This is a genomic window from Arthrobacter sp. EM1 (genome assembly GCF_029964055.1).
In the GTDB taxonomy this organism is placed as follows: Bacteria; Actinomycetota; Actinomycetes; order Actinomycetales; family Micrococcaceae; genus Arthrobacter.
This window is the reverse complement of the sequence record NZ_CP124836.1, coordinates 1,620,184-1,642,115: the sequence shown is the minus strand read 5'-3', so window position 1 is coordinate 1,642,115 and position 21,932 is coordinate 1,620,184. Positions and strand designations below refer to the sequence as shown.

The following is a 21,932-nucleotide window of genomic DNA, read 5'->3' as shown; positions in this document are numbered from 1 at the left end:
AAGCCCAACTCTAGGCCCGAAGGGCTGCTCAACGTAAGGTGTCCGGGACCTGCCAGAAAGCGGGGCGGTCCCTGGATCCGCGCCAAAATGACTATTGCCTGCTGGTGATCAACGCAGAGCACGGGCGGGCCGCGGGAATCATTACTGCACGGAATCACTACTGCGCGGAATCGGTCGGCGCGGCGGCCTGATCGGCCCGGTGGCGCTGGCGGCGGCTGGCCAGCAGGAAAGGCGCGGCGACTAGCCCGATGATGCCGCCGACCGCCAGCGACGCGGAGTAGCCGTACACATCTGCTGCCCGGCCGAGCATCGGCTGCACCACCACACCGCCGCTTGATCCCATCAGCGAGTCAAAGCTAAGCACTGTTGCCCGTTGCCGCGAGGCGATCATGTCGTTGAGGTAAGCCTGCCGCACCGGGGTGCCCGCGGACGTTACCAGGGCCCAGAGTGCCAGCAGCACCAGGGCCACCCAGAACACCTGGATATACCCAAGAGTGACCAGGATTACCGCCCCCATAACGCTGCTCAGAATGAGTAAGGTCGTCCGCCGCTGCACAAGGCGCCGCAGCCGTGGCGCCAACCAACCGCCAATCACCTGGGCAGCTGCCACGATTGCCGCCGCCACCCCGGCCACGGAGTACGCGTGCGGGTCGCCGAAAAGCTCCAGCAGGTACGGCTGGAGCGCGTAGAAGACATAGATCCCGACGCCGGCACTGAACGGCGCGGCGAACATCACGTACCGGACGGGCGGATTCTTCATGCCGTTCTCAATCGAGGCGGAGAGTACGGCACGGGTCGCCTGAAGCGGGTGTCCCTTCCGTTCCGGAGTGAACCCGACGTCGTGCATGAGCCTAAAGGCCACAACGAACATCACCATCAGCACTCCCACCCGCAGCATAAACGGCACGCCGAGGTTGGTGGCCTGGGCGATGACACCGCCGGCCACCGAGCCAGCAAGCATTGCGATGCCCGAGACCATCAATCCCCGGCCGAGTACCGTCTCCAGGTCGCCTTCGTATCCGGAAAACCGCAACGCGTCGACGAGCCACGCTTCCACCGCCCCGGAGAAAAAGGTGAATCCCAAGCCGAGCACAACGGAAACCACTGCCCACAACCAGAATGGGGCGGAAAGCTGCCACAGCAGGTAATAGAGGTAGGTGGATAGCGCCAGCGTGACGGTGCCGAGCAGGAAGGAAACCCGGCGTCCCCAGCCATCGGCGATCGCACCGGTGGGCACTTCAAACAGCACCATCCCGGCGGTGAAAAAGGCGTTCGCGGCAAAAGCCTCAAGGTTGCTCAGCCCGGCATCGAGCAGGAAGAGGGTGTTGATCCCCCATATGAACGAGGCCGCAAGGGTATTGCCCAGCGTCAACGTCAGATAGATGCGCTGAATCGTTAGGGCGGCGGCGTTCATCGGGTTGCCGTCCCCGGCGGGGCGAGCGGCTGGCACCAGGCCATTCTCGTCTCCTTGCTCGATGAGAGCCAGAGAAGCGGGCGGAGGAAACCCGCACGCAGCTCGCTCGGTTCGCCGGGGCACCACTCATTGCGGCGCTACATCTCGCCGAGCTCGAAGATCTCCAAGGTGAACGTCCCTTTCCGCTCGGACAGGAAGGGGTGTCCGTCCGCCAGGGCTCTAGCCGCCGCGAGGCTTTCGGCTTCCACTATCGAATAGCCGTTCAGATCCGAAGAGTCCGCCACGGCACCGTCGTCCACCACCGCTGTACGGGAAGGCGTAAACGGTGCGCCAATATCGAGCAGGGCCGGCCCGATTTTCTCCACCCAGCCGCCCCAGGCGGCAGTCTGCTCCGCTGACTGCTCCGGGGTGAACTGGTCCATCGGTGTGGCCGGACCCTTGTAGAGATAGATGAACTTGCTCATAACATGTCCTTTCATCTGCGTTCGCCTTTCGAACGGCCCGGCATGGACGCTGAGACCGCCCCGCCCGTGCGAACTATTAGGAGGCGGGATTGTGCAAGGGATGCAGCAGATGCGGCCGCCCTGGCATTGTGTGCTCCTGCCGTGAGTTGGCTTATCAGATGCCGGCGACCTCACGGCCGGTGAACGCAACGAGGCGCTCCATGCTCGCCGCCGACTCATCGACAAGCGTCCCCGGGGCGAAGTCGCCGCCGCGCTGGTGAGAACTGATCGTGTTCCGGGCAAGGCCCAGCACGTAGTCCGCGAGTACCGGCGAGACGGTGAGCTCCTGCCCGGTGGCCTTCGCAAAGTCCCAGGCGTGGACCAGGAATTCCACATTCAGGATATTTGCCACCATCGTGGCGGGAAGTTCCGCGAAGCCCATGTCCACGCTTCCCGCCAGGCCCCGGGCCCGGAAAGCTTCCAGGACGATTTGCGCTGCGTCGGCGATTCTAACCTCGGGCGGGGCCGTCGGCTGGGCAGGAACGGAAACACCGAGTGCACTGCCGATCGATGCAATCGACCCGAAGAGATGGTTCAGGAGGCCTTCCACGGTGAAGCCTGCGCAGGGCGTGCGGGCTCCCATGTCAGAGTCCTTGAGTCCGCGGAGAATGCGTTGGACTACGGCGAGGGTGGCTTCGGCGCTGGCAAGCTCATCGATCGGATCCGGGGCTGCCGCCCAGTCATCGTCACCGGCGTCGCCGGTCGTGGCCAAAAGTACGAGTCGCGCCATAAAGTGGTTCCAGCCTTGGGCGTGGCCGATCTCCTGCTCCGCGGTTAGCCCGTCGTGGATCAGCTGGACAGTCGTTCCGCCGTCGACCGCTTCCAGGGTCACTGTCACAGTCGAGGCACCCGGCGGCAACTGGGTGTCCCCCTCCCATCCCCAGGTGTAGATGACACGTTTACCCGGCTCGATTTCCACAAACGTCCCCAGCGCCACATGTCCCGGGGTAACGGTCCAGCGATAGCTTCCACCGATGCGAAGCTCGACCCTGGCCGCGACGGCCTTCCAACGGCGAAGCCGTTCAGGCTCCGTGATGAGCAAGAAGGCGGTATCCGGGTCAACCGGGAGGAAAACAGTTTTTGTGTAGGACATCAGTTCTTCCCTTGCCGTGAAGGTGGGCGGAGCCGGCCGGCGTCAGCGACCAGCAGATCCAGTTCGTTGGTCCAGAAGGAGTCGAATTGTTCACGCAGCCGGACCATCCCCGAGGAGTCCAAACCGTAGTACCGGTTCCTGCCGTCCTTTCGGGCCGAGACGAGACCGACATCGGATAAAAGCAACAGATGCTGCGAGATCGCAGAGCGGCTCACAGGAAAGTTTGCGGAGAGCTCCGTTACCGTTTTCTCCCCCGCTGCCAAGAGTCGAAGCAGTGCCCGCCTGGTTGGCTCCGTGGCAACTTCCAGAAGATCAGGCACAATTAATACGTTAGCCTTGGCTAACGTATTGTGCAAGTGTTTGTCGGGCATAACACCCGCTCGCTGGTTGGCGCAGGCCCGGACACCGACCGCCGTTGCCGGGACCGTGGATTCGCCCATGGCGAGGCTCCAACTGCGCCGATATTGTGCGAGGCTTAGCGGATGGATCTGGAGGTGTCGGCCGCGCTCACGATTCCCGCGGCGGAACTGGGCTGGCGGTTCTCGCGTTCGTCCGGCCCGGGAGGTCAGCACGTCAACACCTCGGACAGCCGCGTCGAGCTCACGTGGAATGTCGTCGCCTCCGCGGTGCTTTCGGACGATCAACGACTGATGCTGGTCACCCGGCTGGATTCCCGCCTCATCGCCGGAAGCATCACAGTTACCGCTTCCGAGCGGCGTTCCCAGCTGCGCAACCGCGAAATCGCCTTGGCAAAGCTCGCCGGCCTCATAGCAGGCGGCCTTGCGCCCGAGGCTGCGCGGCGCCGCGCCACCAAACCGACGCGGGGTTCCAACCGCCGGCGACTCGCGGCAAAGGAACAGCGCTCGGCGACAAAACGGCAGCGGCAACGGCCGTCAGCAGAGTAGCGGGGCGGCGGATCCCGGACCTGCGGCTGACGGGCGAGCCGGCGCCCGCGCAGGCCTCAACCCAGCGTGCCCAAGATGGCGGTCCGGCTCCCTCCGGCGGCGGGCCGGGTGACGCTGGGTGTGCTGTGGGCCGGGGCGCCGCGGGCGCCCCGGCCCAGGCGATCAGCCGTTCCGGGACATGGGCACGCCCATGCCGGGATCTATCTTGTGCGGGCCCGCAGCCGACGGTGTGACATCGAAGTCGAAGATGGCTGTGGGGATGTAGACAGTCGAGCAGGAGTTGGGGATATCCACAACACCGGAGAGCCGGCCTTCAATGGGCACGGCTCCCAGGATCATGTAGGCCTGCTCTCCGCTGTAGCCGAACTTCTTCAGATAATCGATGGCGTGGAGGCAAGCCCGCTGGTAGGACAGGTGCGAGTCCAGATAGCGCTGTTCGCCGTCAAGTGTCACCGACGTTCCGGAGAAGGCCAGCCACTGCGAGAACTGCGGGTCGACGTTGCCGGGCATAAAGATGGCATTCTCGCTGACGCCGTAGGTGTCCATGCCGCCTTTGATGATGTCCACCCGGAGGTCTATAAAACCGCCCATTTCGATGGCGCCGCAGAAGGTGATTTCGCCGTCGCCCTGGGAGAAATGCAGATCACCCAACGAGAGGTTGGCGCCGTCAACGAAGACCGGATAGAAGATCCGGCTGCCCTTGGACAGGTTCTTGATGTCCTGGTTTCCACCGTTTTCACGCGGCGGGGCAGTCCTGGCCGCTTCCGCTGCGACCCGGCTAAAATCCGCCTCGGGCAGGTGTCCGAGTACAGCGTGCCCGGCCTCGGGCGGCAGCGCCAGGGGTGGGACGCGGTTGGGGTTGGTGGCAATGAGGTCACCTTCGCGCTTGTTCCACTTCGCGAGCAGTTGAGCCGACGGCGCCGTGCCCATCAGTCCCGGGTGGATCAGCCCGGTAAAGGAAACGCCGGGAACGTGCCGCGATGTTGCGATCTGTCCGGTGAAATCCCAAATGGCCTTATAAGCGTCCGGGAACTGATCGGTCAGGAATCCGCCACCATTGTTTCTGGAGAAAATACCGGTGTAGCCCCAGCCCTGCCCGGCGAGCGGGCCGGAATCTTCCTGCGGAATGGGACCAACGTCGAGAATATCAACCACCAGCAGGTCCCCTGGTTTTGCGCCTTCGATGGCGAAGGGGCCGCTGAGTTTATGGACGGTCAGCAGGGGAGCATTCAGGATATCGTCTGCCGAGTCGTCATTGACGATCGCGCCGTCGAACCATTCCCGGCAGTCCACCCGGAACGACTCACCAGGCTTGACCGTGGCAATGGCAGGGATTTCCGGATGCCATCGGTTATGGCCTATTTTCTCCTGGTCCTCGAACTTCTTTGACGAGTCAAGGTTAAATATCTTTGCGGGCATTGTGTCTCCTTTGACTAGGTTCCGCTTCTTAGATTCCTAGGGCCGCGGTAGTTTCTGATGTAACGGGTTGGAGGTGTATGGCTGGACCCTCTTGGGGGCGCCCGGAATGCGGGAGTTCACCACCTGGGGTTCGGCGGCGCTGCGCACGGTGCTGTCGATAAGTTTGAACGCGGCTGACCCGGACCGTGAAAGGTAGGGACTGCTGATGACGCGGCGGGATACGCCGCCGCAGGCCGGGCATACTGCGGTCTCCGGCGCCTCTCCGATCGGGTGCTGCGATTCGAACAAAACCTCATGGGATGGGCAACGGTATTCGTAGGTGGCCATGGCCGGGTCCTCTCTTGTCCGGGTGGGAGACTATTCCCCCTACGGGATGTTTAAGCGGTCCGGGCCACATTGGTGGGCTGGGGCGCCAGGGCCCTGTTGCGCATCGCCTTCCGGCCGAGGAAGTAGGCCGCGGCCAGGGCCACCGCGGCAATCGCGGCAACCAGGGCCGCATACCCGTTGTTGGTCTCATAGCGGCCAAGAAGCAGGAAGAACGCGGGGATGGTGCCGGTCAGGTGGCTGATGAAGACGGTGAACCAACCGGTCATGGTGGTGAGCGAATCCTTCTTCAACCCGAGGACCAGGAAAAAGAGGAACCAGAGGACGGCCCAGACAAACCAGATGATGCCAAAGACCGGGTCCGCCACCAAGGTAAATTGCAGGACTCCGATCGCAACGGCACAGGCTGCCACAAACAGCGAGAACCAGCCCAGGCCTTCGCCGCTGATTCCTGTCATTTGCAGGATCCCTACATACAAGTAGGTAAACCCGAACAGATACAGACCGGCCGCACCGAAGATAACAGTGGGATCGTTGTTGGCCTGAAGGATGATAATCGTCGGAAACACCACCTGCATGGTGCCAACAAAAAAATTGAGGATTGCCGCAGACTTCCCCGGGATGACCCCCAAAAGCATCAGCCCGTTGATAAACAGAACTGCTCCAACGTAAAGCAAACCAACACTACCCATGTCAACTCCAGCGCGAGGTGAATAGAGACTTTGCGGGCGCTCCCGGCGTTCTTTGGCAAGTGCTGTGCCCGCCTAAAGAGCCGAAGCAAAAGAATGTCCTGAACTCAGGATTTATCCCTAGACTAGACCTCCCGGGCGGCACCCACTAAGGTCCTTTGGCCCTGCCGCTAGGGCCGAATTGACGGGGCGGTTATCGGAGCGGCGGCCCGGGCCTTGGGCCCGAGATAAGTAACGGGTTGGTGACGGTTCCCGGGTGACCCATCCGGGGTGGGGGGTGTTCCCGAAGTACTCCTGACAGACCAAGCCGGACCCGCTGGATTCATTGTCAGGACCGCACCGCTTACGGTGTGGCCGCGGGAACGGATACATCCACTGAACTACTTTCAAGGAGCATTCCCATGCGCACATCGATCAAGACTTTCGCCGGTATCGCCGCGGCCGGTTCGCTGATGTTCTCCCTGGCTGCCTGCAGCCCGGCCAGTAACACCTCCGCCGCTCCGGCGTCCTCCTCGGCCTCGATGTCCGCCGAGGCGCCCAAGGCGCTGGCCTCCATCCCGGCCCTGACCGGGACCTCCACCGCCGTGAAGCTCGATGCCTCCTTCGCCAAGGCCCTTGAGACCCTGAAGCTGACCCCGGGCACCGTCGGGACCGCGGCACTGACCGATGGTTCGCTGATCTTCCCGATCACCGGCGGCAAGGTCGATTACTACGACCCGGCCAAGGACTACCGCCCGTTCGTCCAGGGCCTGATCAGCCACGCCGGTTCCGGGTTCTCCCTGACCGCCGGAGACACCAAGGTTGACCTGACCAACTTCACCATCGACCCGGGCACCTCCAAGCTCTACGGCGACGTCGCGGTCAACGGCACCACCGCCGCGAAGCAGGCCTACATCTTCAACCTCGACGGCTCCACCCTCAAGCCCCTCGCCAAGGTCGGCGACACCGCCGTCCTGGAAGGCACCCGGGTGCTGATCTCCGACACCGCCGCCGGCCTGCTGAACAAAACCTTCAAGACCGACGCCGTGAAAGCCGACATGCTCGTCGGCATCGCCAAAATCACCGTCAACACCAAGTAACACCCACCCGCAAAAGCCGCCCGGTGCAGGGTCTGCACCGGCGGGGCGTGCCACGGTACCTCCTGTTGGAGGTCCGTGGCACTGTGCGTATACCGTAATGATTACAGGGCGAAGCAGCGCTGCCTGATCCGTCTCCTGATAAGGATGTTTGAAATGACCGCAGCCCTGGTGGATGTTGTTCTCCCGTGTCTGAACGAGCGCGGTGCCCTGCCGTGGGCGCTCTCCCGGCTGCCCCGGCTGCCCAAAGGATGATCAACAGCGTGGATCTGACTGTGGCGGCCATCGCCAAACAGTACCTGCCCGGCCGCGTCCTGTGCCGGTTCTCCCCCGGCCCCGGGGCGGACAGGAAGGCAGCGTGAGCGTCATGGCCCGTACCTCACCCAACAACCAAGCGAAGCGGATCCTCCCCGGAGCCGCGGCTCGGCTGGTAGCGCTGCTGCTCGTGCTCGCGGGCTTGTTGTGGTGGATGGTGGTCCCGCAGAACCCCTTCGAATCAGCACCGATTGTCGGCACACTGTTGTCCTGGGGCGCGCTTATTGGGGCAGTTGGCCTGCTGCGCCATGTCCCCCGGCGCCGAGTGGGCGCCGTAATCATTGCGGGCACTGTACTGCTGGGGCTGGTGGCCGTAAGTGCGCCGCCGCGGACCAGTAACGACTCCGCCAGGTACGCCTGGGACGGTATCGTCCAAAAGGCCGGCATCTCCCCCTACTCCTTCGTTCCGGTCGATGAGACGCTGGCGGCCCTGCGGCCGGAATGGCTGTTCGTCCCGGGAGCCAACAACGATGACGGCCGGCCCGGGTGCGCCCGCGACCTGTTCGGCACCGAATCCGTCCCGGCCAACGGCTACCCCTCGGGGGCTCCGCTTTGTACGGCCATTAACCGCCCGCACGTGCCCACGATCTATCCGCCCACCGCGGAAATCTACTTTTTCGGCGTGCGGGCCGCCGTCCCTGACTCGGTCGGATATCTTCCATTCCAAGTGGGGGGCCTGCTTGTCAGCATTGCGGTGACGCTGATGCTCATCACTGCCCTGGCCCGGCGCAGCCTTCCGCTGCACCTGGCGGCCGTCTGGGCCTGGAGCCCGTTCGTGCAGCTTGAGGCTGTGAACAACGCCCACGTTGACCTGCTCGGCGGCGCTTTGATCCTGACCGCAGGACTGCTATTGACCGTAGGCAAGCCGCTGCGCTCCGGGGTGGCGTTCGGCGCCGCGGTCGCGACCAAACTCATTCCGGTGATCGCCGCCCCCGCCTTGTTGTTCAAGCGTCCTGTGCGCTTCATTGCCGCAGCGCTGACGACTTTCGTCCTCCTCTACGTTCCCTATCTGGCAGTTGCAGGGGCAGGAGTGCTGGGATTCTTGCCCGGCTACCTCAAGGAGGAGGGCTACAGCCAGCGTGGTGGCACCCGGTTCGGGCTGGCCCAACTGGTCTCGGCCGGTCCGTGGCCGCAGCTGCTGAGCGCGGCAGCGCTGGCCGCCGTCGCGCTTTGGGTGTTGCGGCGCACCAGGCCCGGGAATGCCTGGGAACAGCAGACAGTCATGATCGGGTTGACGCTGCTGATTGTCAGCCCGAACTATCCTTGGTATGCCCTGATGCTGTTACCGTTTATTGTCTTGAGCCGGCGCTGGGAATACGTGGCCATCATCCTGGCCCTGGACGCCATCTACATGCTGCCGTTCGAGGACCCGTTCACGGTTCCGGTGCATCAAGCGGTCCTTGTACTCGCAGCCGCGGCCGTCGCAGCCGGAGTTTGGCATCGGCGCCGTCGGGAACTTCAGCTGGCGGCACTCGCCGGCCTCGAATCGTCGACGCCGGATGGCGGCGGGTGCGTGTCACCCGCCTAGTGGTTGGATCTTGCGAAGCGGGCCCGGCGTTCCAGGATCAGGATGCCGGCGGCGGAGGCCAGGGCGAGTAGGGCCCAGAACCAAACCAGGTTCATGGCGTAGTCGGCTTCGAGGACCGTGACGGACTGCGCTACCGACTTCGCCTTGAGCAGGATCCCCGCCACCAGGGTCACCAGGGCACCGGTGAGCAGGGCGCCGCGCAGGACGGCGGCGGACGCCGGCTGCAGTTTCGAACCGGTCCGGGTCAGGGCCGCCCCGGCAAGGGTGGAGAGCGGCACAATAACGCCGTCGTGGATGAGCACGGCAACGGCCATCCACGTCAGCAGGCCGACCAGCTGCGCCGGACCCAGCTGGGTTGGCAGCCCCAGCAGCCCGTAGGCAATGATGCCCAAGCCCGCCATGCCCAGCCCGGCCCGGACGGTTTTGAAAGCAGTTGCACGTTTCACAGGATCTCCATACTCTGCAGCCACTTGGTCTGCAGGACTCCGGGACGGCCGGGGGCGATGATTCTGGCGGGATAGCCATGGTCCAGGTCAAGCACGGACCCATTCAGCTCCAGGGCCACCAAGGTCTTCTCGTCCTGCGTGTACTCGGCAGGCATGGTCATGGTGCGGTAGGCGCCCTCCGGCTCCAGGCTGGTGAACCGAAGCCGGGATCCCGCGGGGGCGCCGACGGCCGCTACCAGGTCCTGGACGCGCACGCCCCGCCACTGGGCCAACTGACTCCACCCCTCCACACATGCGATGGGCAACTCGTGGGTGTGCTGGGGCATCGCCCTAAGCTCATCGAGGGTGAAGGAACGTGTGGAATCAGCAGACTTGACCATCAGCGCCCACTTCGGGGACATCGCCAGGCCGGCGACCTTGGCATCGCCGGCAGTTCGATTCACGGGCACGCCTTGGGGGCCGGTACCCATTTTGCGCGGGGCAAAGAAGTTCGCTGGTGCCAGCCAGGAAAAGGACTGTCCCGCCGTTGTAACCACCACGGCTCCGGTCGCGCCGGTAACAGCAGTGAGGAATGCACGCCGGGTCCAGCGGCCCGGTCCGGATGTGCCGGGCTCGGGAGTTGACTCCAAGACTCCAGCGACGGCGGGTGCAGCCGATTCCACGACGGCGGTCTCTTGCGCACGCTTGCTGCGCCAGTGGGCGGCGATGACCGGGAGCTTGAGGGCAATGTGCAGCAGGAGCGAGCCCCAGATGACCCATGCCAGCCAGTAGTGTGTCTCCCGGAACGGGAACGGCCACGGATACCATTTGTATGTATTGATCAGCCCGGTGGCCAGCTGCACCAGCGAGGACGCGACAAATAGGGCAATGGAGGCCCGTTCAAGGCCGTGCACCACCGACTTCACCGGGGGCCAAGCCAGCAGCTCGGGGAAGACCGACCACAGTTTTGCCAGCAGCAGCGGAATCGCGGCAATCCCTGACGTTACGTGCAGTCCCTGGGTGAGCTGGTAGATCCATACCGGGCTGGTAGGAAAGAACATCCACGCCGGCGGATTTTGGAGTCCGTGGCTGAAGAGGCCGGTGAGGAAGCAAACGGTGAAGGTAATCCCGAGCCAGCGGCCCAGAACAACGGTCAGGCGTGTGCTGCGTGTGGGCGAGGCAAACTTTGCCGCCAGCGCCTCGGTGAGCTTCTGCCCGTCAGGCTTTTGCATATCTGATCCCTTTAACCGTTCCGTGGCCGCCAGGGCCGCCCTTTCCTGGAACCGAAACGCCACAGACCCTGGGGTCCGTGGCGTCCGGCTTTTGCGGGTGGGTGTTACTTGGTGTTGACGGTGATTTTGGCGATGCCGACGAGCATGTCGGCTTTCACGGCGTCGGTCTTGAAGGTTTTGTTCAGCAGGCCGGCGGCGGTGTCGGAGATCAGCACCCGGGTGCCTTCCAGGACGGCGGTGTCGCCGGCCTTGGCGAGGGGCTTGAGGGTGGAGCCGTCGAGGTTGAAGATGTAGGCCTGCTTCGCGGCGGTGGTGCCGTTGACCGCGACGTCGCCGTAGAGCTTGGAGGTGCCCGGGTCGATGGTGAAGTTGGTCAGGTCAACCTTGGTGTCTCCGGCGGTCAGGGAGAACCCGGAACCGGCGTGGCTGATCAGGCCCTGGACGAACGGGCGGTAGTCCTTGGCCGGGTCGTAGTAATCGACCTTGCCGCCGGTGATCGGGAAGATCAGCGAACCATCGGTCAGTGCCGCGGTCCCGACGGTGCCCGGGGTCAGCTTCAGGGTCTCAAGGGCCTTGGCGAAGGAGGCATCGAGCTTCACGGCGGTGGAGGTCCCGGTCAGGGCCGGGATGGAGGCCAGCGCCTTGGGCGCCTCGGCGGACATCGAGGCCGAGGAGGACGCCGGAGCGGCGGAGGTGTTACTGGCCGGGCTGCAGGCAGCCAGGGAGAACATCAGCGAACCGGCCGCGGCGATACCGGCGAAAGTCTTGATCGATGTGCGCATGGGAATGCTCCTTGAAAGTAGTTCAGTGGATGTATCCGTTCCCGCGGCCACACCGTAAGCGGTGCGGTCCTGACAATGAATCCAGCGGGTCCGGCTTGGTCTGTCAGGAGTACTTCGGGAACACCCCCCACCCCGGATGGGTCACCCGGGAACCGTCACCAACCCGTTACTTATCTCGGGGACAAAAACAGTGAATTGACCCATCTGCCAGGAGTTCTGAACGATGCGGTTCCTGCCCTGGCCGGCAGGTCCTTGGCGGTCAGGGCGGGAGCGGCGGGTGATTTACCTGACGCTTCAAGTACACCCTGGGCGAAGATGGGCTGGCCTACAAGTAAATTTCAGTACAGCGCCCACTTTGTAGCCACCCCCGGCTGGGACCAGCTGCGCAGCTACACCTCATCAGCAGTGGAGCCGGAAGACTTCGACGATTTCTGGAACCGAACCATTGCCGACGCCCGGGAGTTCCCGCTCGACGCCGAATTCACCCCGGTGGGGAACCTGCTGAGTGTCATTGACAGTTTCGATGTCACGTTCGCGGGCTATGGCGGGGATCGGATCAAAGGCTGGCTGCATCTGCCGGCCAACCGCGGCGCCGGACAGGAGCTGCCCGTGGTGGTGCAGTATGTCGGCTATTCGGGTGGGCGCGGCCTGCCTGGTCCAGCAGGACACAAAATGGGCGCAGGCAGGCTACGCGCACTTCATTATGGACACCCGCAGCCAGGGGTACGGCGGCACCCTTGGTGCGACAGCAGATCCGCATCCCTCCGCCGGGAAGGTGTCCTACGCCGGGCTGATGACGCGTGGCATTTCAGCCAAGGAAGACTACTACTACCGCCGCGTTTTCGTTGACGCCTTCACGGCATTCTGTGCACCATGGCCGACGTCCCGTTCCTGCAGGATTTTCCCCGCGCCATCGACATCGCCCCGCGCGGCCCGTACCCGGAAATTGCGAATTTCCTGGCCCGCCATCGTGACCATTACGAGCCGGCACTCGGGGTCCTGGGTTACTTCGACGGTGTACACCTGGGCCGGCGCGCCACGGCGCCTGCCCTGTTCTCCGTTGCGCTAATGGACCATACCTGCCCGCCATCCACCGTCTTCGCCGCATACAACGCTTATGGCACCGGGCCGGCGGACGCCCCGCAGGCCGCTCCCGCTAAGTCGATCGAGGTCTACCGGTTCAACAACCACGAGGGAGGCCAGGAACACCACTGGGTTGCCCAGTTCCACTACCTGGCGGAGCTGCTGGCCGGTTAGCCCACGCTCGGAACCACTGCTGCGTGCGCTTCAGATCCAATGTTCCGCCCGCCGTGCGTTGCGGAACGAGCGGAGTATCTAGTGTTCCGCGAAGATGCCTTCGGCAACGTCCAGCCCTGCCTCCATCTCGCTGCTGTCCTCGTGAGAGACCGGGCCGACCATCGTGGCGGTGCCCTGTGTGCCAATAATCGCCTTGGCGGAGAGCGCCCGCGATACGTTGACCTCAAGCGGGTCCGGATTGACGAGGGCCTTGCTGTGCAGACGAAAGATCGAATTGTTGAACCGGATCTGCACGTTCCCCAGTCCCGGTGCCGGTACCATCAGGTCGGCGTCGCCGGCGAACGAACGAACGCCGATAACGGGGCCAGGAATGCGTACCGGGTCCGGCGTCGGAAAGACGAACACGCCAAAAGGCGTACAGGTGCCCGTCCCGGGTTTGCCCCCGCCGGGTACCACCTTGGCCAGGAGCTTTCCGATCATATCCAGCAACGGTTTGGGTAGGCGCTTTTTGACCCCTGCGGGGATGATTTTGTCCACCGGAACCTGCAGCATAAATCCGAGTCCCGTATAGCTGTATGCCTGTACCTGGCGGGTCTGGATATCACGTATCCGGTACGCTGCGGTGGTTCGAGCGACACCGAGCATACCCGCCGTTCCGGGTATCGGCAGGGACTGGACCTGGTTCTTCAGCGAGGTGAAACAGATCTCGAAACGATCCGACGATGGCCGCACGGGCGGGGGCCTGAGCCCCGGCGGGTGAACTGATACCTGCACAAGGCGCCTGCGCGGGTCCTCGACGTTGGGGACCGCGTCTTGGAAACCCAACCCGCGCTGGTCCCCCATGGTCACTCGTCCCGGCGGAATGCCGGCCGCGGCCAGCAGACATTCCAGGCAACGCGCCACCGTCGTCATCCGCCAAAACGAAAGACTCAGGTTGTGATCAACGTTGCCCGTTCTCGAGGCAAAACCATCGACGCTGATTTTCCACCCGGCGTCGGAGAAGCGGCCCGAGCGAACATCGGCGGCGATCTTTGCCACCAGGATTTGCAGAGCCTGAAGGTGCCTGGCGCGCAAGGCATAGTCATTGACCTTGTAGTCCCAGAGTTGAACTCCGTAGACGCGCGGGTCCTGGGTGGTCCGGGGTTCTGCCACCCCCTCCTTCGTTGATGCACCGCCTAGCCGAAACTTGGGTTCGTCGCCCCGCAGCGCGCCACATACCGGAGCCCGGGGTGAGGGCGCCTCCAATAAAGCGAAGGGTGCAGCCTCCAGTGCGAAAGGACCCGCTTCGTCAAAGGACTCCGATGCCTCCACCGATTCGGCTCCCTCCACTGCCTCCATCGCCGGCAGCGACTGCATTTCTTCAACTTCAGCGCCCTCGTCCGCGTAAAGCGCCTCGTCCAGATACGCTGATTCATCCGTGAACGCGGCTTCGTCCCTCTCCCCGACCGTTGTCCATTCGGCGGCGGGCGCTTCCGGGAGGATGCTGCCCGCCGCCAGCTTCACAACGTCCGGTACATCAGCGGACGGATCCACCAGGAATCTCCAGCCGAAATGGCGGGGAATGTTGCCATGGCTGACCCTGGTGCCTTCGACCCGGAAGCTGGGCGAGGCGGTATTCCGAAGGGCTGCGTGCACGGCCTCGCTGTGTCGGGCCGTTTGCTCCCCTGGCCGGTAGATAACACGGAGGGCGCCCGTTCCGGCCGCCATTCGGCGCTGGGCCCAGCCGATCAACCGTGCCGGGTCGGTGTAGAGGGCATCGAACGTGTAAATCTCGTGCGGGTTGTTGTGGTCAAGGATTGACATCAGCGCCGCCCCGCCGCCGGAATGCGCCGTAAGGATCAGCCTGTCCACCGCCACCGTGGCGCCCGTGCTCGCGGTGAATCTCTCAAGGGCGGCCGCTACAAGGGCTTGGAGCCCACCCGCTTGGGTCAGCGCCGGAAAGGTATAGCGCTGGTTGTTGTGCCCGGCCTTGGTCCGGGGGGCGTGGTTGCCGCGCGGCAACACCAAGAGCGTCGGTCGGGTCCGGGCAGGTCCGCCCGGCTGCTCCGGGTTTGCGATGTCCAGCCCGCTGAACGGCTCCTTCTCCTTCGCGATGTTCAGGGCATATCCGCTGGGCGTGTGCCCATGCAGGTGCACTACCACGTCGACGACGGACGGGCGGGTCATGGCATTCCACTTCAGCACAAGATCGGGATGCGTGCCCGCGTGTGATGCCAGTAGGGGCAACTCATTAACGACCAGCCTGCCGGCCGCCACATCTGATGCGGTTCCCGGATGGACTGGCGGTAGTGGCCGCGGCGGTGCGGATTTCCGGTGCCGCCTGTAGCTTTCGATTTCCGCGAGCGCCTTGCGGTTCTTGTCGCCGCTGAAGTAAGTCCATTTGGCCCAGGAGCCGCGCACGTCAACGTGCGCGAAGTTCCCGCCGATGCCGACGCCGATTCCTTCACCGCAGGCGTCGAGCGCCAGCTTCGCGATCTGCATTCCGTTCAGGCCGGCGATCTTGATGTCCGCCGCTTGGCCGCTGCAGTGGCGGCTGAGCGTTGGGCTCTTCCCAGCTCTGCGGTAGACCGCAACGTTCCGGGCCCAGGAACGGTATCCCGATGTGATCTTAACTGGCCGGGCCGCCCGGTCACGGATGGCCTGGAGCGCTGTCACAAGCTCCGCGGAAATCCTCGCCCGGTCATCGGCCCGGCCCCCGCTGGAGGCGAGTTCGCCCACGGTGAAGTTCCTGGAGAGCTTTTCCTTCCGGACGCCGGCGCCGGTCGCGTAAATGGGGACTCCGGTGTTGTGCGGGTCCCAATGCTCTTCCCCCTTCCCTTGATTGCCGGGGCTCGGGACCAGTACAAGTCCGGTTTCGAATCCCTCATGATGCTGGCCTGTCAGCAGCGGCTCTGCTGCGAGCATTGAGGCAAGTTCGGATTCCTCAACCTCGCCGTTTTCCTGCGCCTGACCGCCCAGTTCCCCGGCGCCGTCGGCGAATTGATCAGCGGCCTCGTCCGTTGCCTCGTCGGCGAATTGATCAGCGGCCTCGTCCGTTGCCTCGTCGGCGAATTCATCAGCGGCCTCGTCCGTTGACTCGTCGGCGGTTTCGTCCCAGCCAAGCTCATTCCAGGCCGCTTCGCCGGTACTCTCGTTCCATTCTGTCTGGCCGGCATATTCGTCGGCATATTCGTCGGTTGTCTCATCCCATGACGTTTCGCTGCCCCCGTCTGGGAGGGAGAACACGCTTGGAGTGGGCCATGACTCGGTGCCAACGTCCGGGACCAGATGCGCCGGGGGCGCAAATATGCTGGACATTTCAAGCTTTTCCATGGTCGTTCTTTCGCTCAGAGCCGGGGCCCGGCTGGGGCCCGGTTTCCATTACTAGACGGGACCGTCACTGGAACGGAAGCCCCGGGGCCCGGGAGCCTGGTGGGCTGCGCTGAACGCAGGTCAAGTTGGGGGCGGCGGGTGGTGATCGCCAGGTCCTTGACCCGCTCGCCGGTGCCCGATTGCCAGAGGTCGATGATGCGGTTCATGGTTTCGGCAATCTTCGGGTTGGCCACGCCGTCCTTCTTGTAGAGCAGTGTCGCCTTGTCCGTGGCGTTGAACATGCCCAATTCGATGAGCCACATCAGGGTGGACACGAGGTCTGCGAGTTCGAACAGCTCACGCGCCTGCCTCGAGGGGGCGATCCCCACCACTTTGCCGATGGCCGACAGCCGGTCGGCTGCATTCCCCAGCCCACCGGCATTGGCATGCAGGTCCACGACCAGTGACGTATCGTATTCAACGGTCAGGTGGAACCAGCTGAGCATTGTGACGTAGGCAAATTCCTCCTGAGAAACCATTCCGCCGCGCCGTCGGAGCTGCAGCATTTCGCCGATGGTTTGGCAAAGGTAGCCGATATACGTGGGATCCGTGGAATTGGAGCCCGAGGAGTTTCTGTCATTTTCGATGCCCATCCAGACCTGCCTGAGCAGTTCGTTCCATAGTTCAAGGAATCTGGTGTTGCCGGCGGTGCCGATGTTGAGCTTCCAGGGCTGGCCTTCCACGGCCTTCGTTGGAGCGTGCGGCAGGTCCAGCCCAAACATTCGCCAATAGATGTTGCGCCGGTTGATGCTGGCGTCCGGCCGCAGCTGGCTGGTCATCAGCCCGCCCATTCCGAAAAGCGGTGGATCGCGGAAGAACAGCTGCTCGGTATTCCGTGCCCAAACCAGGGTATCCACACTGGGCGCCGGAAGGCTCTCACCCCATGCGTAGCGCCGCACCACTTCGCCCAGGATCTCGAAAACGCCGGTCGCTTCCACCAAGTAGGCGTAGAGCAGGTTCTCCCATACCGGCGGGGGCGTCAGCTTCTGAAATGCGGATGTTGGGTTGTAGGGCTGCAACGGAGTTGGCGAACCTGGCGCCGGGTCAATGCCGGAAAGCAGGGTATCGCGAAGCAACTGGGGCAGCGTGGTCTTGGTAACGGCGTCCGGATCCCCCAACGGCACCGGCACCGAACCTCCGCCGCCGAGGATCGCCTGCCAGGCAGGGTTGGCAATTCCGCCTTGAGACCACACTTCTTCCAGCCATCTGCTGAGCTGCAGCGGGTGGACGGCCATTACGGCGTTGGCCTTTTCTTCAAGTTTCCATGCGGGCGCTGGTGAAACTGGATCGGGGATTAGTCCGACTAATGTCCGGAACATGGCTAGTCCTTCACGGTGGCTGAGCCGCCGGGCTGGCGGCGGGAGGGAGTCTCGGATACTGGGCTGGACGGGACCGGGCGGCCGGTGACCGAGGTCTTTTGTTTGCTGCGGTTCCTGCCCTTGTCGTGGAAGTGCGGGACTCCCACGGCTAGCGGCTCGCCATGGGCATCCCAGACTTCAACGGAAGCCACCTCCGGGTCCGCGATGACAAGTTCCCAGTACTCGTTGTCGACGTCGCCTACGGAGTAGAACGACTCGAACGGCGGATGCGGGTAGCGCAGCAGGATGCTGGCCGCGCGGCTTGGCAGTGCCTCGACGAAGGTCAAGGTGTAGCGTGCGTTCCGTGCATCGCCGGGACTGATATCAGGGGATGCGAGGATCGCCTTGTCCGGGGTTTCCCCGTGCCGACCGAAGTTTCCCAGACCGTTGCGGAGGGCGCGGAACTGCAAAATGAGTTGCTGCTGCTCCGGCCGGAGCTCCTGCTGCGGGCCGCGTCCGAAGGCGCTGACCAATTGGGCGACGTTCTGCGCGAACTGCTCGGCAGATCCCTGCGGGGTGTATTGCTCGGTCATGGTGTCATCTCTCCTGCTTATGCGGCGATGGGCCGCTCGCCGCCGAGGCGGCTCAGCCACGTTCGCATTTCGGTTGGCGTGTTTTGGGACTCGAGGCCGCGGAGTACGCTCAAGGCCAATATCCGCAGCGGCTCCAACCGCTGCAGATGGTTCGAGGTGTAAAGCGAGTCCCCTGACCGCTGGGCCAAGCGGTCGAGTTCGGCCGGGGACAGCCGCCGAGGGTCTGCGAGCGCAGCAAGCGGAACGCCGTGGAATGCCTGCATCGGTTGGCGCGTGCACACATCCACGATGGTCGGCAGCAGGGGCATGCTCTCGGCCATGATCTCGGCAACCTCGCGGGGAGCCTGTCCCAGCGGGTACCGGGCCAGCCACCCGGCGCCCAGCACGTCCCAGGGCCCGGCTCCGTACCAGGAGCGGCAGAGCGCCACATTAAACTGGACCCGCAGCGCCGATATGGGGTGCGGATCGCCCGGGAGCATGCGATAGACGAGCTGGGCAGGGCCGTCAACAACCGTCGCCAGCGCTGGTACCGGCGCGTAGCCCAGCAAGGCAAAGGCGTACACGTCGCCGGCCACCTCCGCAGCCCAGGCCCGCCATACTTCGGCCACCAGTGTGTTGTGCGGTGCCAAGGCCTTGTAGAGTGCTGTGCCCAGTTCCGTCGTCCACCCTGTCAGGTGTGCCACCTGGTGACCGGTCTCGTGGACCAGGGAAGTCGGCTGCCAGAGGTTGTGCCTGGTGATCTTGATGGCAGCGGCCGGCGACAGGGAGGAATCCCACAGCCGCGCCCCGGCACGCAGGATGGAGGCGCCCAAGCCCTTGTCCAGATAGCAAAGCGCCGGCGGAGTGTCGATGTTCAACGGCCGGAGAACCTGGTCCATGCTGTAAACGGCAAGCGCGTCAAGGCCCCGCAGCACCGATGCCACGACCGGATTTGTCCGGGTGTTGACTGCGTCGCCGTAGAAATCGATGACAGCTTCGGCCCGGCTATAGCGCCGCCGCAGGATCAGCAACTCCGACCTAACGGCGGCGAGTTCGCCAACGGTCTCGGCGGCCTTGAGCGAAAAGAGGGCACGATCAGCGTGGGCGGTGAGGCGAACAACGACGGAGGTCAGGCTCCGGCGGAGGTTCAGGCCAAGGTAAGACTCGAGCTCCTTCCACGCCGCCGGTGACGCCGAAACCTCCAGGTCGCCCAAATCGACGCACGCTCGGCGCCAGTGCCGGATTTCGACACCGAGGGCCGCCCTCGCGGCGGTGGTACTGGAATCAGACATGGTGCCATCCCGGCTTCGCCGAAACGGTTGGCGGCCGCAGGGCGGCTGTCGGATGTCCGGTAACCGATGTGAAGGTCACGGTGAGGGTGACGCCGGAGGCCGGGTCCGCGACGGCGGCGCCCAGCTGCGCGCCCCGCTGGACCAGGTATTTGGAGATTGCGGTACCCGTTGACGCTGCCATGGCTGCGGCGATCCGGTTCGCTGCAGCAGGATCGCTCACCAGGGAGGAGCGCAGCAGCCGTCGGCTGATTTTCGTTGTCAGGTGTGGAAGGTAGATGGCACGAAGTTCCGAGAGTACGGCAGGCAGATCCCGCTGCCCCGAGGGGGCTGAGCGTTGGATGGATGCCAGCAGCGCCCGGGCCCGGCGCTCCGAGAGCCTGATCGCTATCCGCAGTTGCCTGCCGGCCGGATCCCAGTCAATGACGAGCAGTCGTCTGGGCCGGGCGCTCTTGCGTGCCGGCAGCTGCCCGGCGCGGATCCGGAAGTAGCGCTGTCCCGGCACCGGCTGCTGTGCCAGGGGGAATCGATGCAGCGCCAGCGGCGCGCGTCCGAGCCCGGGTTCCCGCAACAGCAGGCCCGCGGCTTCCGCTGTCAGGGGCTGGAATTCGTTGTCGACCGGGTGCTCGCCGGCAGGCAACCCTTCGTCTCGAGTGAAGTGGCCCGGTATCGTGCCCGGCAGCGTCTCGTAAAGGTCGATCTCCGCCTGTACGGGCCAACGGTCAACGCCCCGGTCCAACAGGTACGTTTCCATCGTCCCGCCGTCGGACCATCTTAATGCCCGGGCCTGCTGCCGGCTGATCGGGACGGCGAAGACCTGCGAGTATTTGCGGAACCGGTACCGCGGCCGCAGCGAGCGCGGCATCAGGATCCAGTAGCCCTCTGCGCCGGCAGATTCACGTTCGGGCAGATCTGCCCGCAGGAGCCGGTCGGGCAGGTAGGCCGCGGCGGCCCGCGAAAACGCACGCTGGACCGCGGCGCTGACCTGGAGGGGGTCCTCGAGCGCTTCATCGGTGATCTCGTCGAGAACTTCCATCGCCGTCGCTTCTACCGTGGAGGCCAGGGCCTCCCCGGACAGGGTCTGTTCCTGCTGCGGGCTTGTCTCCAGGCCCAGGGCGGTGAATCCGACGTCGACCCCGGCCTTGGCGATGAGCCGTGCCGCCTCCGGTCCCACCATCCCCTTGATCAGATTCGCCAGCGGAGTGGCAATCAGGTTGATGAGCTTCCCCCGGGCGCCGGTGAGTTTCAGTCCCAGCTTGAGCAGCGGCCGGATGGCAAGGACAACCGGCAGGAACTGTTCAATTTCGGCCGTTGGCGGCTCGGTTCCGGTGTGCTCGCTCAGCGCGCTGGCCAACCGGGCGCGCGCATCATCCAGCCCGGCAGCCTCATCGAACTCGGGCTCGATGTATTCGGATTCGTCGAATTCCCCGGATTCTTCACCGGCGGATTCGACCGGGTACAGCAGGTTTACAAGTTCGGTGTCAAAATTCTGTGCCAGCGCTCCGGCGGACCCCGCAATTTCCTCGGTTTCGGTCGCCGGGAACTCCCCTGCCTCGTCAAGACCAAGCTTGGTCATAAGGATCTTCACGGCCGGCCGCACATAGGAGGGCAGCAAGCGGGTCAGCGGGGCTGCCAGCTTCTTAACCACGCCCTTGAGCAGGGCCAAGCCGATTCCTTTGAGCCTGTTGAGGATAGGTCCGATCAGGTGCTTGCCGATGGTCTGGATGCCGCTTTTGATCGTCTGCAGCCCGCTCTTCGCCAGGTCGATAACGCCCTTCACCGGGTTCTTGATGAAGTTCCCTGCCTGGCGGACCCTCTCCTTGATGAAGGACTTCGCCTTTCGCAGCAGCTTTCCCAGAAAGTTGTCGAAGACCTCCGATCCGAGGGTGGGCGCCGGCTCCAGGGAGTCCAGGAGCTCGTCCAGTTCCTGCTCGCTCAGTCTGGTCAAATCGGTATTTTCCAGGCCCCCGCCGATCCTGTTGATCGAGTTTTCCCATTCATTTGTCAGCGGATCGATCCACTCATCGAGTGCCTCGCGGGTTCCGGCATCCGTCGGCGCCGCAGACCATTCTTGGGCATCGGCCAGCACACGCGAGGCTCCCTCGTTGAGCAGCTGTTCGAGGGCGTCCTCAAATTCCTCGTCATGGAGGGTTTCGAGGAAATCGCGTGCTTCAGCCGTTTCCCGCTCGACGTCGGCTTCGCTGTCAGCCTCGGCGCCAAAGGGGGAATCCGTGTAATAGATCGCTTCGAACAAGGCGTCACCGGACTCCTCGGAAGGAGCTTCGGCCCCCGGGGCTGCCTGGTCGGTGAAATGCGAAAGCCCCGCAAACGGGGAGGTATAGCTCCCGGCTTCTCCGGAAGAAGCCGAATAGGAATCGACGCTCATTTTCCCACCTCCATTATTCCTCTTGATCCCATGATCGGGTCCGGTGTCTTCCGGGCCGTCAATCCTGCGTATCT

General features: G+C 64.0%; 18 protein-coding genes and 1 pseudogene. 4 read left to right on the top strand and 15 right to left on the bottom strand.

What is annotated here, in order from left to right:
- Nucleotides 1-157: 157 nt before the first annotated feature.
- The 4 genes from QI450_RS07520 to QI450_RS07505 all read right to left on the bottom strand — a co-directional run bounded on the left by QI450_RS07520 (nucleotide 158) and on the right by QI450_RS07505 (nucleotide 3,381).
- Complete coding sequence (locus tag QI450_RS07520; protein WP_226774359.1) at nucleotides 158-1,414, bottom strand: MFS transporter; 1,257 nt, start codon at nucleotides 1,412-1,414, stop codon at nucleotides 158-160.
- 137 nt (nucleotides 1,415-1,551) lie between these two features.
- Complete coding sequence (locus tag QI450_RS07515) at nucleotides 1,552-1,878, bottom strand: YciI family protein (protein WP_226774331.1); 327 nt, start codon at nucleotides 1,876-1,878, stop codon at nucleotides 1,552-1,554.
- Nucleotides 1,879-2,032: 154 nt separating this feature from the next.
- Nucleotides 2,033-3,010, bottom strand: a complete 978-nt coding sequence (locus QI450_RS07510) for a TIGR03086 family metal-binding protein (protein WP_226774330.1) — start codon at nucleotides 3,008-3,010, stop codon at nucleotides 2,033-2,035.
- Nucleotides 3,010-3,381, bottom strand: coding sequence for a helix-turn-helix domain-containing protein (locus tag QI450_RS07505; protein WP_226774358.1), 372 nt, complete (start codon nucleotides 3,379-3,381; stop codon nucleotides 3,010-3,012). The genes QI450_RS07510 and QI450_RS07505 overlap by 1 nt, the downstream gene beginning before the upstream one ends.
- Before the next feature lie 111 nt (nucleotides 3,382-3,492).
- Here QI450_RS07505 and arfB point away from each other — a divergent pair, with 111 nt between their 5' ends.
- On the top strand, nucleotides 3,493-3,915 hold the full coding sequence (gene arfB / locus QI450_RS07500; RefSeq protein WP_226774329.1) for an alternative ribosome rescue aminoacyl-tRNA hydrolase ArfB: 423 nt from the start codon (nucleotides 3,493-3,495) through the stop codon (nucleotides 3,913-3,915).
- Nucleotides 3,916-4,077: 162 nt separating this feature from the next.
- Here the strand turns inward: arfB and fmdA are convergent, their stop codons facing one another.
- The 3 genes from fmdA to QI450_RS07485 are packed head-to-tail and all read right to left on the bottom strand — an operon-like array spanning nucleotide 4,078 to nucleotide 6,350.
- Nucleotides 4,078-5,334, bottom strand: a complete 1,257-nt coding sequence (fmdA, locus tag QI450_RS07495) for a formamidase (protein WP_226774328.1) — start codon at nucleotides 5,332-5,334, stop codon at nucleotides 4,078-4,080.
- 36 nt (nucleotides 5,335-5,370) lie between these two features.
- Complete coding sequence (locus tag QI450_RS07490; protein ID WP_226774327.1) at nucleotides 5,371-5,661, bottom strand: zinc ribbon domain-containing protein; 291 nt, start codon at nucleotides 5,659-5,661, stop codon at nucleotides 5,371-5,373.
- A gap of 50 nt (nucleotides 5,662-5,711) precedes the next feature.
- Nucleotides 5,712-6,350, bottom strand: coding sequence for an AmiS/UreI family transporter (locus QI450_RS07485; protein ID WP_226774326.1), 639 nt, complete (start codon nucleotides 6,348-6,350; stop codon nucleotides 5,712-5,714).
- 398 nt (nucleotides 6,351-6,748) lie between these two features.
- Between QI450_RS07485 and QI450_RS07480 the strand changes: the two genes are divergently transcribed.
- Complete coding sequence (locus tag QI450_RS07480) at nucleotides 6,749-7,426, top strand: hypothetical protein (protein WP_282468149.1); 678 nt, start codon at nucleotides 6,749-6,751, stop codon at nucleotides 7,424-7,426.
- A 364-nt stretch (nucleotides 7,427-7,790) separates the two neighbouring features.
- On the top strand, nucleotides 7,791-9,266 hold the full coding sequence (locus QI450_RS07475) for a glycosyltransferase 87 family protein (RefSeq protein WP_226774289.1): 1,476 nt from the start codon (nucleotides 7,791-7,793) through the stop codon (nucleotides 9,264-9,266).
- Here QI450_RS07475 and QI450_RS07470 read toward each other — a convergent pair.
- From QI450_RS07470 to QI450_RS07460, 3 genes are all read right to left on the bottom strand, one after another.
- A complete protein-coding gene (locus QI450_RS07470) occupies nucleotides 9,263-9,712 on the bottom strand; it encodes a hypothetical protein (protein ID WP_226774288.1) in 450 nt (149 codons plus the stop codon). The two genes, QI450_RS07475 and QI450_RS07470, sit on opposite strands and share 4 nt — an antisense overlap.
- Nucleotides 9,709-10,923, bottom strand: coding sequence for a molybdopterin-dependent oxidoreductase (locus QI450_RS07465; protein WP_226774287.1), 1,215 nt, complete (start codon nucleotides 10,921-10,923; stop codon nucleotides 9,709-9,711). Before QI450_RS07465 ends, QI450_RS07470 begins: the two co-directional genes overlap by 4 nt.
- Before the next feature lie 104 nt (nucleotides 10,924-11,027).
- On the bottom strand, nucleotides 11,028-11,705 hold the full coding sequence (locus tag QI450_RS07460; RefSeq protein WP_282468051.1) for a hypothetical protein: 678 nt from the start codon (nucleotides 11,703-11,705) through the stop codon (nucleotides 11,028-11,030).
- Between the two features lie 315 nt (nucleotides 11,706-12,020).
- Here QI450_RS07460 and QI450_RS07455 point away from each other — a divergent pair.
- Nucleotides 12,021-12,962 (top strand): annotated as a pseudogene (locus QI450_RS07455) (acetylxylan esterase).
- Nucleotides 12,963-13,040: 78 nt separating this feature from the next.
- Here QI450_RS07455 and QI450_RS07450 read toward each other — a convergent pair.
- Genes QI450_RS07450 through QI450_RS07430 form a run of 5 tightly spaced genes read right to left on the bottom strand, consistent with a single transcriptional unit; the run spans nucleotide 13,041 to nucleotide 21,858 of the window.
- Nucleotides 13,041-16,274, bottom strand: a complete 3,234-nt coding sequence (locus QI450_RS07450) for a D-Ala-D-Ala carboxypeptidase family metallohydrolase (RefSeq protein WP_226776469.1) — start codon at nucleotides 16,272-16,274, stop codon at nucleotides 13,041-13,043.
- Nucleotides 16,275-16,288: 14 nt separating this feature from the next.
- Nucleotides 16,289-17,632, bottom strand: coding sequence for a hypothetical protein (locus QI450_RS07445; RefSeq protein WP_226776470.1), 1,344 nt, complete (start codon nucleotides 17,630-17,632; stop codon nucleotides 16,289-16,291).
- Between the two features lie 2 nt (nucleotides 17,633-17,634).
- Nucleotides 17,635-18,204, bottom strand: a complete 570-nt coding sequence (locus QI450_RS07440; protein ID WP_226776471.1) for a hypothetical protein — start codon at nucleotides 18,202-18,204, stop codon at nucleotides 17,635-17,637.
- A gap of 17 nt (nucleotides 18,205-18,221) precedes the next feature.
- The gene (locus QI450_RS07435; protein ID WP_226776472.1) at nucleotides 18,222-19,475 is read right to left on the bottom strand and encodes a hypothetical protein; all 1,254 of its coding nucleotides are present in this window, start codon (nucleotides 19,473-19,475) and stop codon (nucleotides 18,222-18,224) included.
- Nucleotides 19,468-21,858: a hypothetical protein gene (locus QI450_RS07430; protein WP_226776473.1), complete on the bottom strand. Its 2,391-nt coding sequence runs from the start codon at nucleotides 21,856-21,858 to the stop codon at nucleotides 19,468-19,470. Before QI450_RS07430 ends, QI450_RS07435 begins: the two co-directional genes overlap by 8 nt.
- Between the last annotated feature and the right edge of the window lie 74 nt (nucleotides 21,859-21,932).